We start from the raw sequence: 15,153 nt of genomic DNA on the forward strand, positions 1-15,153 counted from the left end.
GACAAGACAGGCACCGTCATGTCCTCCGCGACCACCAACTCCCCTTCCCTGCCCGCCTCTTCCCCACCCGCCGACCGGCCGCGCGGCCCGCGGGCCAACCCCTGGCTGACGCTGATCGCCGTCGCCTTCGGCCTGTTCATGGTCGGTCTCGACGGCTCGGTCGTCTCGATCGCCAACCCCGAGATCGGCCGGGACCTGAACGCCTCCACGGCCGACCTCCAGTGGGTGACCAACTCCTATCTGCTGGCCCTCGCCGCCGCCCTGATCCTCGGCGGCAAGCTCGGCGACCGGTTCGGGCGCCGTACCTTCTACCTGGTCGGCGTCGCGGGCTTCACCGCCGCGTCCATCGCCATCGGGCTGTCCGGCTCCATCACGGGCGTGATCGTCTTCCGCGCGCTCCAGGGCTTCTTCGGTGCCCTGCTGATGCCCAACACGCTCGGCATGCTGCGTGCCGTGTTCCCGCCGCGGAAGTTCGGCATGGCGGTCGGCATCTGGGCCATGGTCTCCTCGGTGTCCACCGCCCTCGGCCCCATCGTCGGCGGCCTGCTGGTGCAGCACGTCAACTGGGAGTCCGTCTTCTACATCAACGCCCCCATCGGTGTCCTGGCGCTCGTCTTCAGCGCGGCCGTCCTGCCGCAGAGCAGGAACACCGGCGCCGCGAACGAGAAGTTCGACCTCGTCGGCGTCGTCCTGCTGGCGCTGGGTCTGCTCGCCGTCGTGTTCGGCGTCGTCAAGGGCGAGACGTGGGGCTGGACGTCGGGCGGCACGCTGGGCGCGATGGCGGCGGGCGTGCTGATCCTGCTGCTCTTCGGCCTCCACGAGACGCGGATCGCCGCGCCCCTGCTGCCCATGCGGCTGTTCCGCAACCCGGCGCTGACCATCGGCACGGTCATCACCGCGCTGAACTTCTTCGTGCTGCTCGGCGTGATCTTCTTCGTCATGCTGTATCTGCAGAACGTGCGCGGCTTCAGCCCCGTCGAGGCCGGTGTGCGCACCCTGCCGCTGAGCCTCGCCTCGGTCGTGGCCTCTCCGCTGGGCGCGGCGCTCACGGACCGGTTCGGGCCGCGCCTCACCATGCCGCTGGGCATGGCACTCCAGGCCGTCGCCTGCTTCACGATGCTCAGTTGGAGCGCGGACTCGTCGTACGCCACCATGTGGCCGCCGTTCATCGCGCTCGGCCTGGGTGTCGGCATGGTGATGTCGTCCTCGTCCGACGCGATCGTCGGCAACGCGCCGGTGCAGGACGGCGGTGTGGCGGGCGGCCTGCAGGCGACCGCGCTGCAGATCGGCGGCGCGCTCGGCACCTCCGTGCTGGTGTCCCTCATCAGCGGCCGGGTCGGCTCCACCCTGACCGGCGAACTGACCTCCGCCGGGGTGCCCGCCCAGACGGCACAGGGCCTGAGCGAGGCGAAGGACGCGGTGGCGATGGGCGTCGCCCCGGTCTCCGGTGAGATGCCCGCGCAGCTCGAGGCAGCCGTGATCGAGGGCAGCCACGAGGCTTTCATGAACGGCGTCCACACCTCGGTCCTGGTGGCCGGCGTGCTGTGCGTGACCGGCGCACTGGTGGCGGCGGCAGGCGTACGACGCACCGGGGCGGCCCGTCACTGACGCACCTGGGCACAGCCGACCTGAAGGGGCGCCGGGCTGCCCAACCCCCGAGCTCAGGCGATCTCCTGCTCCGCCCAGATGATCTTCCCGTCGGCCGTGTAGCGGGCGCCCCACCGATGGGAAACCTGGGCCACCAGGAACAGCCCACGCCCACCCTCATCCATGCTCCGAGCGTGCCGCAATCGCGGAGCGGTATGGCTCGCGTCGAAGACCTCGCAGGTCAGGCGCGAGTCACGGAGCAGCCGTAGGCGAATGGGCGGTTCGGCGTAGCGGATCGCGTTGGTGACCAGCTCGCTCACGATCAGCTCCGTCGTCATGGCCAGTTCCTCGAAGCCCCACGCCTCCACCTGCCGGGTCGCCCGGGCCCGGATGTCGGCGACGGCGGCCGGGTCCACGGGCACGTCCCAGGAGACGACGTGCTCGGCACCCAGGGCGTGGGTGCGTGCCAGGAGCAGGGCGATGTCGTCGGGTTGCGGCCCTGGCACGATCCCGCGCACCGCGGACGAGCACAGGGTGCCGAGGTCGAGGTCGCGCCGGGACAGCAGGTCGCCGAGCCGGGACATGCCCCGCTCCATGTCGCGGTCGGCCGCCTGGACGAGGCCGTCGGTGTAGAGGCCGAGGAGGCTGTTCTCGGCGAGCTCGATCTCGCAGGACTCGAACGCGATGCCGCCCAGCCCGAGCGGCGGCCCGGCAGGGGGTTCGGGGAAGGTGACCTGACCGTCGGGGGCGACGACGACCGGGGGCGGATGCCCGGCGCGGGCCATCGTGCAGCGTCGGTTGACCGGGTCGTAGACGGCGTACAGACAGGTCGCGCCGAGGAAGGCGGTCGTACTCCGCTGGGCCGCCTCGGCCGCACCGGCCGTCTCGGCGGTACCCCCGTCGGGGTGCTCCTCGCTCAGGCGCAGCACGAGGTCGTCGAGGTGGGCCAGCAGTTCGTCGGGCGGCATCTCCATGTCGGCGAGGGTCTGTACGGCGGTGCGCAGCCGGCCCATGGTCGCGGCCGCGGTGATGCCGTGGCCGACGACGTCGCCGACGACGAGGCCCACCCGGGCGCCGGACAGCGGGATCACGTCGAACCAGTCGCCGCCGACTCCGCCCGACGGGTCCGCCGGGAGATAGGAGGAGGCCACCTCCAGCGCCGTGCCGCCCGTCAGGACCTGTGGCAGCAGACTGCGTTGCAGGGTGACCGCCGCCGTGTGTTCCCGGGTGTAGCGGCGGGCGTTGTCGACGCACAGCGCCGCCCGGGCCACCAGCTCCCGGGCGACCAGGACATCGTCGGGCTGGAAGGAGACGGGATTGAGCGACCGTATGAACGTGGTGAGACCGAGGGCGGTGTTCCGCGCCCGCATCGGCACGGAGATGAGGGAGTGCAGACCGAACTCGCGCATGCCGGCCGCCCGCTCGGGCTGTTCGGTGGTCCACAACTCGTCGGACGGGTCGAGGACCGGGATGAGGATCGGATCGCCGTCGACGAGCAGACGCGCGTCGTGCGGCGGGGGCACGAAGTCGACCCGGTCCCCGATCTGCGCCACCGCCTCGGGGCAGCCCTCGCGCACCGACTGCATCCCGGCCCGCCGCATCACCGGCTTGGCGGGTGCCGGTCCCGCGTCGGTCAGCCAGGCTCCGTGCCCCTCGGAGCTGAACACGGGCTCCAGCAGGTCGACGACGACGAAGTCCGCGAACCGGGGAACGGCGAAGTCGGCGAGTTCCTGAGCCGTCCGCAGCACGTCCAACGTCGTACCGATGCACGTGCCGGCCTCGTTCACCAGCGCCAGCAGCTGGCGGGCGGCCCACCGCTCGGTGACGTCCGAGACCATGTAGCAGACCCCGGTGACCGAGTCGTCGGCGTCCACGAGGGGGAAGAAGGACGTCGAGTAGGCGCGCCGGCGGTGCGGATCGGCCCAACTCCAGCCCACGTACTCGTAGTCAGTGACCGGGACGCCGGTGTCGAGGACCTTGCGCATCAGGCCCTCGATGGTCTCCGCCTGCAGCCCGGGCAGCAGGTCGCTCAGCCGGCGGCCGAGCCGTTGCTCACGGGGCACACCGCCGAAGCGTTCCAGGGTGTCGTTCAGCCAGACGTAGCGCAGCTGCGTGTCCATCACGGCCATGCCGACCGGCGAGCGGGTCAGGAATCCGTCGAGGACGGACTGGCCCACCTCCCACTGCTGCCGCCGCTCCCGCGCCGAGAGCAGGAAGCACTCGTCCGCGCCGATCCGGAAGGACGCGGAGACCCGCAGGTCCACGTCGATCCGGCGGCCGTCACGGTGCCGTACCCGGATGAGTCCGCTCCATCCCATGCCGGCCCGGCAGCGCTCCACGACACCGGCCACCCGCGCCGGATCGCCGGGCATCGCCAGCAGCCGTGCGGCGGGGCCGCCGACGATCTTCGCCGCCGGGTGGCCGAGGAGTTCCTCGGCGGCCCGGGTCCAGCCGAGCACCACACCGCGTCCGGACACCACCGCCGCCGCGTCGGAGGACGCGTCGAGGAGGGCGCGCGCTCCCGTGGGCGTGCGCGCGTCGGGCTCTTCACGCGGAGCATCCATGGGTCCTCACGCCGCGTCCATGGGTCCCGTCCTCACACGACCATGTTCCTGCTTGTCCGCCGGATGCGCACGGGCCGACGGCACCGGGCCCGGCCCATGGGGCCTGTCCGGCGGATCGTGCCCGGGGTTGCGGGGCCTGAGGCGCGCTCCCTCGCGCTCGAACCGGCCTCGCCCGATCCGCCCGACCGGCCCCGGAGCCGGCCGGCGCGCCCGGACTGGGCAAGGCTCGCGGGGTGGAGGGAGCATGGAGGTGCCGGTCGTCTCAGCCGTGGTACCCGGCGGGGACGGAGGCCGGCAGTCTCTGCCGGCCGGTGGCCGAGGAGCTGGGATGAGAGGCGAATCCTTCGAGTCCGACGGTGGCGGGTACGGCCCCGAGCCACCCCGGCCGACCGGCCTGCTGGACGTCCTGAGCGTGGCCGCCGTGGTGGTCGACGCCGAGGGGCGCATCGTGTTCTGGACCCCGCAGGCCGAGGATCTCTTCGGCTACACCTCCGAGGAGGCTCTCGGCACGCACGCGGCGCGGCTGTTCATCCACCCCGAGCACCTGCCGGCCGTCGCGAAGCTGTTCGCCGAGGTGCTGGAGACCGGCCGGAGCTGGGCCGGCGCCTTCCCCGTGCGGCACAAGGACGGCAGCACCGTCCTCACCGAGTTCCGCAACATGCGGCTGCTGGACGACCTCGGGGACGTGTACGCGCTGGGCATAGCGGCCGACCACTCGCTGCTCCAGCGCGTCGAGACCGACCTGGCGCTGTGCGAGCGGCTGATCAACCAGTCGCCGATCGGCATCGCCCTCCTCGACCCCGGCCTGCGCTATCTGCTGGTCAACCCGGCACTGGAGCGCATCGACGCCACACCGGCCGAGGACCACATCGGCCGGCGGCTGCGGGAGACCCTGCCGCTGCCCGACATCGACACCATCGAGTCCGCCCTGCGTCAGGTGCTCACCACGGGCACCCCGCTGCTCGACCAGTACCACGTGGGCCGGCCGCCGGCCGACCCCGACCACGAGCACGCCTGGTCCCTGTCCTTCTACCGGCTGGACGACTCCGGCGGGCGGGTGCTGGGCGCGGCCATCTCGTTCGTCGACGTCACCGAGCGGCACCGCGCGGCCGCCGAGGCCGACCGGGCCCGGCGGCGCCTGGCACTGGTCGCCGACGCCTCCACCCGGGTCGGCACCACGCTGGAGGTCGAGCAGACCGCCCGCGAGCTGGCCGACATCGCCGCCCCCGAGCTGGCCGACGTGGTCGCCGTGGACGTCCTGGACTCCGCCCTGGCCTGCCGCCGGATGCGCAAACCGGACAACGGCCCCGAGCTGTTCCGCGCCCTCGCGCTGAAGGCGGCCTACCCCAGCGTGGCCCTGCGTGCCGCCGACCCGCCCGGTGACCTCGCCGCCTACGACGGCGACCGCCTCGTCACCCTGTGCGTCCACACCGCTCGCCCAGTGCTGGTGCGCCATGTCGGCGAGCACGATCTGCGGCGCATCGCCCGGGACGAGGAGGCCACCTCCCTGCTGGCCCGCGCCGGTGTGCACTCCTATCTCGCCGTGCCGTTGATCGCCCACGGCGAGGTGCTGGGCGCCCTCGACCTCAAACGCACCCGCAATCCGGTGCCGTTCGACGAGGACGACGTCGTCCTCGCCGGTGAGCTGGCCAGCCGTGCCGCCGTGGCCATCGACAACGCCCGCTGGTTCCAGAGCGTGCGCAACACCGCCCTCACCCTCCAGCGCAGCCTGCTGCCCGACCACCCGCCGCACCACCCCGGTCTGGAGCTGGCCTCCCGCTACCAGCCCGCCCAGGCCACCAGCGAGGTCGGCGGGGACTGGTACGACGTCCTGCCGCTGACCGGGGACAGGACCGCCCTGGTCGTCGGCGACGTCATGGGCAACGGCATCGACGCCGCCGCCACCATGGGCCGGCTGCGCACCGCCACCGTCGCCTACGCGGACCTCGACCTCGATCCCGGCGCCGTGCTCCAGCACCTGGACAAGATCACCTGCGATCTGGAGCACTACATCGTGACCTGCCTGTACGCGGTGTACGACCCCGGCACGAGGCAGTGCCACATCGCCAACGCCGGGCACATGCCGCCCGCGCTGACCCGCCCCGGCCACACCCCCGAACTGCTCGACCTGCCCCCGGGCGCCCCGCTCGGCGTCGGCGGCATCCCCTTCGGCACCACCACGGTCGACCTCGGCCCCGGCGATCTGCTGGTCCTGTACACCGACGGCCTCGTCGAGACCCGGCTCCACCCCATCGACGAGCGCCTGGACGTCCTGCTCGGCTTCCTCGACGAACCTCACCGGCCCCTCGAGGAGACCTGCGATCTCTTGCTGTACGGCCTGCGCCATCCCGACGACCACGACGACGTGGCCCTGCTGGTCGCGCGGGTACTGTAGGCCCCGGCACCCCGGCGCCCCGTCCCTGCGGTCACGCCCGCCTTGCCCGCCCGGTGCGCCCGGCGCACGCTGTTCGTATGGGTGCTCGTGACGGCCCGACGCTGATCAACTCCGTCCAGCGCGCCTTCCGCCTGCTGGAGGCGGTCAGCGCGCACGAGAACGGCGCGCCGGCGAAGCAGCTGGCACGCGAGACGGGCCTGCCCCTGGCCACCGCGTACCACCTGCTGCGGACCCTGGTCCACGACGGATACGTGCGCAAGCTCGACGACGGCGGGTTCATCCTGGGCGAGCGGCTCCAGACGCTGCACACGACGGGCCGGGCGCAGGCGCTGCTCAGCCGGATCCGCCCCACGCTCGCCGCGCTGCGGGACGAGTTGTCGACCGCCGCCTACCTCACCTTCTACGAGGACGGGGAGATCCGGGTCGCCGAGATCGTCGACGGTCCGCGCACTCCTCGCGTCGATCTGTGGGTGGGGTTCGAGGACGCCGGGCACGCCACGGCGCTGGGCAAGTCCGTACTGCGCGAGCTGGACGACGAGTCACGCAAGGACTACCTGTCCCGGCACACGCTCGCCGACCTCACCCCCCGGACGATCACGGACACCCCGGAACTGCTGCGGCGGCTCGACTCCTCGCCCATGGCCCCGGCCGTGACGGACCTGGAGGAGTACGCCCTCGGCACGGTCTGCGTCGCGGTGCCCGTGTACAGCGGGAACACCCTCGGCTCGCTCGGCGTCTCGCTGCGGGCCGACCGGCGCTCCCGTCTGGAGGAGATCACGCAGCGGCTGCTCCCGGCCGCGAGCCGGGTGACGAGAGGGCTCTCGCTCACTATCTGAAAATGCTGTCCTTGTCCCGCCCGCGTCGAACCTATTTCCTAGACGAAAGGGACATTTCATGGGCGTATGCCTCCGCACCCGGGGGCAGGCCCGCGCACACAGGTGAGGACAGCCGACAAGACATGAGCCAGGCCCCACACCACGGTCGTGACCACTGGCCGAGGCGATTGGTCGCCGCTACGCCCGTACTGCCCATCGTGATCGTCTTCGCCATCGTCCTCGTCGAGTTCATCTGCGGGTCGGGGATGACCTGGGTGCCGCTGCTCGCAGTGGGCCCCGCGCTCGCGGCGACCACGAACGGGCCGCGCGGAGTCCTCTGGGTGGGGCTGCTCGCCGCCGCCCTGGGCGCGACCCTCGGGATCCGTGACGGCGGGCAGGGCCGCGAGCTGGCGGTCGTGCTGGCCGCCCTGATGGCCGTCACCCTGGCGAGCGGCCTGGCCAGTGCGCTGCGCGGGCGGCGCGAGCGGGTGCTGGCCGCCGTCCGCTCCGTCGCCGAGGCCGCCCAGCACGCGCTGCTGCAGCCCGTACCGGCGCGGGTGGGACCGTTCCAGGTGGCCGTCCGCTACAGCGCCGCCGCGGCGGAGGCCCGGATCGGCGGTGACCTGTACGCGCTGGTGTCCACGCCCCACGGGGTCAGGCTGATCGTCGGCGATGTGCGCGGCAAGGGGCTGCCGGCCGTGGGGACGGCCGCTCTGGTGCTCGGTGTCTTCCGCGAGGCCGCCTACGACGAGCCCGATCTCCTCGCCGTCGTCGCGCGGATCGAGCGGAGCCTGGCCCGCAACCTGGGAAGCGACGACTTCGTCACCGCCGTGGTCGCCGGGTACCCGCGGCCCGGGCAGTTGGAGGTGGTCAACTGCGGTCACGCGCCGCCGCTGCTGGTCCGCGACCGCGTCGTCGTACCGATCGAGCCGGACCTGCCGGCACCGCCCCTCGGGCTGCGCACCCTCTCCGGCGAGACCCCCGCACTGCAGGTGCTGCCCTTCGCCGACGGGGACCAACTGCTGCTCTACACCGACGGCGTCACCGAGGCCCGCAACCACGCCCGTGAGTTCTACCCGCTCGCCGATGGCCTGGCGCGGCACACGGCCGAGGACCCGGCCGACACGGTCACCGCCCTCCACGACGAACTGCTGTCCCACGTGGGCGGCCGCCTCCACGACGACGCGGCCCTCCTCCTGCTCCGCAAACCGGCCGGCACCGTAGCGCCCCAAAGGGGCGCGAGGAACTACGCGACCAGCCACAACAAGCCCGCAGGCAACCGACGGCCTGTCGCGGCACCCCCTCAGGGCTCTGCCGGCGGAGCGCCCCCGTGCTAGAAAAGAGGCATGGCCGGATTCCTCGGCCGTCTGCGCTCCCTGTTGAGCGCGCGCACCGTCGCCCGGCAGGTCTTCGTGCTGCAGGCGGCGATCGTGCTGCTCCTCGTCGCCGCCGCGGTGACCGCCCTGGTGCTGCAGGTCCGCAACGACAGCGAGCGGGAGGCCCGCAACCGGTCCCTCGCCGTGGCCGAGGCCTTCGCGAACGCGCCGGGCGTCGTCGAGGCCCTGGCCGCCCCGGACCCGACGGCGCTGCTCCAGCCGCGTGCCGAGGCGGCGCGCGTGGCGACGGACGTGGACTTCGTCGTCGTGATGACCAGGGACGGCATCCGCTACACGCACCCGAACCCCGACCGGATCGGCGAGCACTTCGTCGGCACCATCGCCCCGGCCGCGGCGGGCGGGGTCGTACGGGAGACATACACCGGAACCCTGGGCCCGTCCGTACGGGCCGTGGTCCCGGTGACCGACGACGACGGCAAGGTCGTCGGTCTGGTGGCCGCCGGGGTGACGCTGGCCAGCGTCGGCGGGATCGTGGACCACCAGCTGCCGGTGCTGCTCGTCTCGGCGGCGGCCGCGTTCGCCCTCGCCACCGGCGGAACCGCGCTGGTCAGCCGGCGGCTGCTGCGCCAGACGCACGGGCTGGGGCCGAGCGAGATGACGCGGATGTACGAGCATCACGACGCCGTCCTGCACGCCGTACGGGAAGGTGTGCTGATCCTGGACGGCCGGCGGCGGCTGGCGCTGGCGAACGACGAGGCGCGGCGGCTGCTCGGGCTGGCCGCGGACGCGGAGGGGCGGCCCTGCCGCGACCTCGGTCTCGGGCGCGACCTGGCCGGGCTGTTCGCGTCCGGGCGGGACGCCACCGACGAGGTGCACCTGGCGCGGGGCCGGCTGCTGGCCGTCAGCCAGCGTTCGACCGACCGGGCCGGCGGGCCGCCGGGCAGCGTGGCCACGCTGCGGGACACCACCGAGCTGCGGACGATGACCGGCAGGGCGGACGTGGCGCAGGAGCGGCTGAAGCTGCTGTACGACGCGGGGCTGGAGATCGGCACCACCCTCGATGTCACGCGCACCTCGCAGGAGCTGGCCGACTTCGCGGTGCCGCGGTTCGCCGACTTCGTGAGCATCGACCTGGCGGATCCGGTGCTGCGCGGCGGGGAGCCGAAGCTGGGCCGCACCGACATGCGCCGGGTCGCGTTCCGGGGCGTGCGGGACGGCGCCCCGCTGTACCCGATCGGCAAGCTGATCCACTTCGCCCCGAGCACCCCGCAGGCCTTCGGCTTCGGCACGGGCCAGACCGTGCTGGAGGCGGACATGCCCGCCTTCTCCGGCTGGCAGGAGCAGGACCCCGAGAACGCCCGCAGGCTCGTCGACTTCGGGATCCACACGATGCTCACGGTCCCGCTGCGCGCCCGCGGCGTGATCATGGGCATGGCCACCTTCTGGCGCGCCGACCGGCCCGAGCCGTTCGAGCGGGACGACGTCTCGCTGGCCGAGGAGCTGGTGGCCCGCGCCGCCGTCAGCATCGACAACGCCCGCCGCTACACCCGCGAGCACACCCTGTCGGTCACGCTCCAGCGCAGCCTGCTGCCCCGGGCCCTGCCCGCGCAGAGCGGCCTCGACGTCGCCTACCGCTATCTGCCCGCGCACGCGGCGCAGGGCGGGGTCGGCGGGGACTGGTTCGACGTCATCCCGCTGCCGGGCGCGCGGGTGGCGCTGGTCGTCGGGGACGTCGTGGGGCACGGGCTGCACGCGGCGGCCACGATGGGACGGCTGCGCACCGCGGTCCACAACTTCTCCACCCTGGACCTGCCGCCCGACGAACTCCTCGGCCATCTCGACGAGCTGGTGGTCCGTATCGACCAGGACGAGGGCGACGGCGAGGCCGCGCCGGTCACCGGGGCCACCTGCCTGTACGCCGTGTACGACCCGTCCTCCGGGCTGTGCACCCTCGCCCGCGCCGGCCACCTCGAACCGGCCCTCGTCCACCCCGACGGCCGCGTCGAGTTCCCCGCCGTCCCCGGCGGCCCCCCGCTGGGCCTGGGCGGCAGCCTGCCCTTCGAGGCGACCGAGCTGCGGCTGCCCGAGGGCAGCGGTCTCGTGCTGTACACGGACGGGCTGGTGGAGCAGCAGGGGCGGGACATCGACGAGGGCCTTGAGCTGCTGCGCGGGGCGCTCGCCGCGTCTCCTCCGACGCACGGCCGCACGCCGGAGGAGACGTGCAAGGCGGTACTGGAGACCCTGCTGCCCGAGCGTCCGCGCGACGACGTCGCCCTCGTCGTCGCCCGGACCCGGATGCTCCCCGCCGACCGCACGGCGGCCTGGGACGTCCCGGCCGACCCCTCGGCCGTGGCCCGGGTCCGGGCGGCGGCCACCAGGACGCTGGACGAGTGGGGGCTGGCGGAGGAGGCGTTCACGACCGAGCTGATCCTCAGTGAACTGGTCACGAACGCCCTGCGCCACGCCACCGGCCCCATCCACGTCCGCCTGATCCGCGACCGCGCCCTGATCTGCGAGGTCTCCGACGCCAGCAGCACCGCCCCGCATCTGCGCAGCGCGGCCACGACGGACGAGGGCGGGCGGGGCCTGTTCCTCGTGGCGCAGTTCGCCGAGCGGTGGGGGACCCGCTACACGCCTCACGGCAAGGTCATCTGGACGGAACAGGCCCTGGCGCAGAGCGACTGAGCGGTACGGCGTCTCAGTCGCCGTGCGCCTCCAGCGCCGCCCTCACCCCCGATTCGAGGGCCCCCTCGATCCACGACGGCTTGACCGAGGTGTGGTCCCCGGCGAAGTACAGCGGGCCTTCGGGGGTGCGGATGGCTTCCAGCAGCTCCGTGTGCTGACCGGGGAGGAGCACGGACGCCTCGCCGTACGCGTACGGGTCGCGCAGCCAGCTCTGCGTCCGTCCGGCGCCGGTGTAGAAGACCTCGACGCGCTGGCCGTAGACCTGCTGCAGCCCCCGTAGCGCGTGCGGGTAGCGGGCGTCCTCGTCGAGGGAGTCCCAGCGGGAGGCGTCGTCGGCCCAGCTGTAGGAGGCGAGGACGACGCCGCCCTTGCTGCCCTCGACCGGGTGGGAGGGGTTGATCATGAAGCGGTTGGAGTTGTCGGAGACCGAGCCACCGCCGATGATGTGCGCCGCCTCGGGCTGATCGCGGGTGCCCCAGCGGTTGGCGGCGTAGTGGGCGCGCTGCGCGTCGCTGATGTGGCCGTCCGGGACGGAGGGGTGGGCGCCGAGGAGGCTGCCGTCGGCGGGGGCCTTGCCCTTGCGGTAGTCGTCGTAGAGCCCGGGCCGTACGGCGTCCAGTTCCCGCTTCCAGTCGGCCTCGGTGAACTCCCACCAGCGCAGGCCGAATTCGAGCAGCACCTTGGTCGCGCTGTCGTAGTGCAGCTCGGCCACCGCGCGCCGCTTCTTGTACGACATCAGCGGGCTGACCTGCACCTGCCGCAGCCCCGAGAAGGGCACGGTGACGATCGCGAGGTCACCGGTGAACTGCTCGCGCACGACCTTGCCGTCGCGGCCCTCGGAGACCGTGTCGATCCAGACGTGCGGACCCTTGGCGCCGACGTGGGAGGTGTCGTCGGCGCCGGGCCGGCCGGGGGCCCAGTACTCGATGTGGGTGGCTCGGCGGTCCAGGCGCAGGACGTCGGCGACCTCCTTCAGCAGCGCGTCCGGCAGGGTCGCCGTGCCGCCGACCAGCTCCCAGAACGCGGTGTCGGGGCTGATCAGGGACTGACTGATGAAGCTGTGAATGAAGGAGAGCGGCAGCCGTGAGGTGAGGTTCTCCAGGGTGCCGATCAGGTCGATGGTCCGCTCGTCGAAGCCCGCCTCCTCGGTGAGGAACCGGTACATCGACCAGTCGCCGTACTTCTGCACGACCCGCGCCCAGCCCTTGACCCGCTCCGGCATCGGCTTGTCGACGCGCTTGCCGTCCGCCCCGACAGTGCTGAACTCGTCGCGTACCGGGTCCAGGGCGCGGCGCAGGATGGTCGAGGAGGGCGTGTCCCAGTACTCCCGCGGGACGCCGAAGGAGCGGTTGATCCGGCGGGGCGCCTTCGCGTACTCGGAGCGGCGCACGCGGACGCCGTTGACGTGCAGCCAGGCGTTGTTGACGGGTTTGCCCTCGCCGTCGACGTCGACGAGGTGGAACCGGCGGCGTTCGACGCCGAGTCGGTCGATGAGGCTCATCACCAGGGGATGGCTGCCGGGGATGCGCATGGCGCCGGCCTCAGCGTACTGGGCCGGGTCGGCGAAGGCCTGCGCCGCCTGCTCGTGGCCGCCGGTGCGGAAGGTCTTGATCCGGCCGCCGACGCGGTTGCCGTTGGCCTCGATGAGCGTGACGCGGTGCCCGGCCCGCTTCAGCAGCCAGGCGGCGAGCAGGCCGGCGGGTCCGGCGCCGACGACGAGGACTCTCTTCGCGGTCTTCGTCTTCGCACGCGGCAGCCCGGAGTCGAGGATCTTCCGGTACGCCGGCACGAGCGGCCGGTCGTGCTCGTCGACCACCAGCAGGGCGCGGGCGACCGCCAGGCAGGTGTCCCAGTCGGCGGTGGAGCGAGGTCGTCGGGGGGCCTGTCGGGGAGCGGCGGGTGCGGCCGCCGATGCGGGAGTCATCGCGGCCAGGGCGGCCGTCGTGGCGGATACGGTCGTGAACTGCCGCCGGGAGAAGGAAGTGGGGCCGACAGGAGCGCGGTGATTGTCCATGTGCCCTGGATACGGGGGCAGTTGGGAGTCCGGTGGCGCATCGGGCGGTTCATCACCTGAACGGGCAAGCGCATCATCACGCACCCGCGCCGGGCGTGCGTCCGCACGCGGGTTTGTAAAGCACGTATGACGAAACCGTTGACGGGGGCATGTCCCACTTTTATCTTCTGTCCCACATCACGATCGGAATCACGAACTCCGTTCGAAATTACGGACAGGGACGGTCTCGTATGCCCCGGATGTCTCACCCACCGCTGAGGAAGCGCCGCAGATCACTGATCCTCTGCGTACTCGCGGCCCTCCTCGCCCTGGTGGCGACCACGCAACCGGCGTCCGCGGCGGACGGCCGCCCGTACACGAACCCGCTGAAGTCGTTCAAGGGCGCCGACCCCTGGCTGCAGTACCACGACGGCAACTACTACCTGATCACCACGACGTTCACCGGCATCCTCGGCATCCGCAAGTCGCCGACCCTCGCGGGCCTGGCCACCGCGCCCAACGTGCAGGTGTACGCGGACACCACGTCGACCCGCAACACCAACTTCTGGGCGCCGGAGATGCACTTCCTGGGCGGCAAGTGGTACGTGTACTACTCGGCCGGCCAGAGCGGTGTCGCCTGCTGCGACTCGCAGCGGACCCATGTCCTGGAGAGCGCCGGCACCGACCCCATGGGGCCGTACACCTACAAGGGCTCGCTCACCGGCTCCAACCTCACACCGGGCGGCTGGCTGATCGACGCCAGTGTGCTGCAGGCCAACAACAAGCTGTACCTGCTGGGCAGCGGGTTCATCAACGGCAGTACACAGAGCCTGGTCATCGCGCCGATGAGCAATCCCTACACCCTCGCCAGCAACACCTTCACGATCATCTCCAGCCCGACGCTGGACTGGGAACGCTCCGGCAGCCCGGTCAACGAAGGCCCCGAGCCGCTCTACCGCAACGGCCGCACCTTCCTCACCTACTCCGCGAGCTCCTGCCAGACCGCCGACTACAAGCTCGGGCAGCTGGAGTTGACCGGCTCCGACCCGCTGAACCCGGCGTCCTGGACCAAGAAGCAGACGCCGGTCTTCCAGCGCAGTGACGCGGGCGGCGTCTACGGCCCCGGCCACAACGGCTTCTTCACCTCGCCCGACGGCACCGAGAACTGGATCGTCTACCACGCCAACTCCGCCTCCAACGGCGGCTGCGGCAACGGACGCACCACCCGCGCCCAGGAGTTCACCTGGAACGCCGACGGCACCCCGAACTTCGGCACCCCCGTCGCCCTCGGCACCACGCTGCCCGGCCCGTCCGGCGAGACGGCGGCGACGCCGACGTCGTACACCCTCGTCAACCGCAACAGCGGCAAGTGCCTCGACGTGAACGGCGGGAACACCGCCGACGGCACCAACATCTTCCAGTGGACCTGCACCGGCGGCGCCAACCAGAAGTGGAAGCTGGAGGACCTGGGCGACGACACCAACCGGCTGGTCAACGTGGCGACCGGCAAGGTGATGGACACCGCCGAGTGCTCCGCGACCGACGGCGCCGACATCCGGCAGTGGTCCTGGCTGAACAACAAGTGCCAGCGCTACCGCCTCGTCCTCACCGCGACCGGCGACTACGTCCGCATCGTCAACGAGTCCACCGGCAAGGTCGCCGACGTCGCCGACTGCGGCACCGCGAACGGCACCGACGTACGGCAGTGGACGTGGCTGAACAACAACTGCCAGCAGTGGAAGCTCGTCCCCACCACGTGATCCGCCCCCGCTGATCA

At 72.2% G+C, this 15,153-nt stretch carries 8 protein-coding genes; 6 read left to right on the plus strand and 2 right to left on the minus strand.

Annotated elements, in window-relative coordinates; genetic code table 11:
- Nucleotides 1-18 precede the first annotated feature (18 nt).
- Nucleotides 19-1,608: an MFS transporter gene (locus ACIREI_RS41605; protein WP_403344930.1), complete on the plus strand. Its 1,590-nt coding sequence runs from the start codon at nt 19-21 to the stop codon at nt 1,606-1,608.
- Between the two features lie 53 nt (nt 1,609-1,661).
- On the opposite strand, the gene ACIREI_RS41610 is transcribed toward ACIREI_RS41605, so the two are convergent.
- Nucleotides 1,662-4,151, minus strand: coding sequence for a SpoIIE family protein phosphatase (locus tag ACIREI_RS41610; RefSeq protein ID WP_403344932.1), 2,490 nt, complete (start codon nt 4,149-4,151; stop codon nt 1,662-1,664).
- Between the two features lie 328 nt (nt 4,152-4,479).
- Between ACIREI_RS41610 and ACIREI_RS41615 the strand changes: the two genes are divergently transcribed.
- The 4 genes from ACIREI_RS41615 to ACIREI_RS41630 all read left to right on the plus strand — a co-directional run bounded on the left by ACIREI_RS41615 (nt 4,480) and on the right by ACIREI_RS41630 (nt 11,383).
- Complete coding sequence (locus ACIREI_RS41615) at nt 4,480-6,546, plus strand: SpoIIE family protein phosphatase (protein WP_403344934.1); 2,067 nt, start codon at nt 4,480-4,482, stop codon at nt 6,544-6,546.
- A 77-nt stretch (nt 6,547-6,623) separates the two neighbouring features.
- The gene (locus ACIREI_RS41620; protein ID WP_403344936.1) at nt 6,624-7,382 is read left to right on the plus strand and encodes an IclR family transcriptional regulator; all 759 of its coding nucleotides are present in this window, start codon (nt 6,624-6,626) and stop codon (nt 7,380-7,382) included.
- A gap of 122 nt (nt 7,383-7,504) precedes the next feature.
- Nucleotides 7,505-8,698 (plus strand): PP2C family protein-serine/threonine phosphatase, encoded by a 1,194-nt coding sequence (locus ACIREI_RS41625; protein WP_403344938.1) that lies wholly within the window; start codon nt 7,505-7,507, stop codon nt 8,696-8,698.
- A 9-nt stretch (nt 8,699-8,707) separates the two neighbouring features.
- A complete protein-coding gene (locus ACIREI_RS41630) occupies nt 8,708-11,383 on the plus strand; it encodes a SpoIIE family protein phosphatase (RefSeq protein ID WP_403344940.1) in 2,676 nt (891 codons plus the stop codon).
- A 13-nt stretch (nt 11,384-11,396) separates the two neighbouring features.
- Here ACIREI_RS41630 and ACIREI_RS41635 read toward each other — a convergent pair whose 3' ends face one another.
- Nucleotides 11,397-13,397, minus strand: coding sequence for a flavin monoamine oxidase family protein (locus ACIREI_RS41635; RefSeq protein ID WP_403344942.1), 2,001 nt, complete (start codon nt 13,395-13,397; stop codon nt 11,397-11,399).
- Between the two features lie 239 nt (nt 13,398-13,636).
- On the opposite strand from ACIREI_RS41635, the gene ACIREI_RS41640 reads away from it, so the two are divergent.
- Nucleotides 13,637-15,136 (plus strand): family 43 glycosylhydrolase, encoded by a 1,500-nt coding sequence (locus ACIREI_RS41640; RefSeq protein WP_403344944.1) that lies wholly within the window; start codon nt 13,637-13,639, stop codon nt 15,134-15,136.
- The last annotated feature ends 17 nt before the right edge of the window (nt 15,137-15,153 follow it).

It is taken from the genome of Streptomyces sp. NPDC093591, assembly GCF_044764885.1.
Lineage (GTDB): Bacteria > Actinomycetota > Actinomycetes > Streptomycetales > Streptomycetaceae > Streptomyces.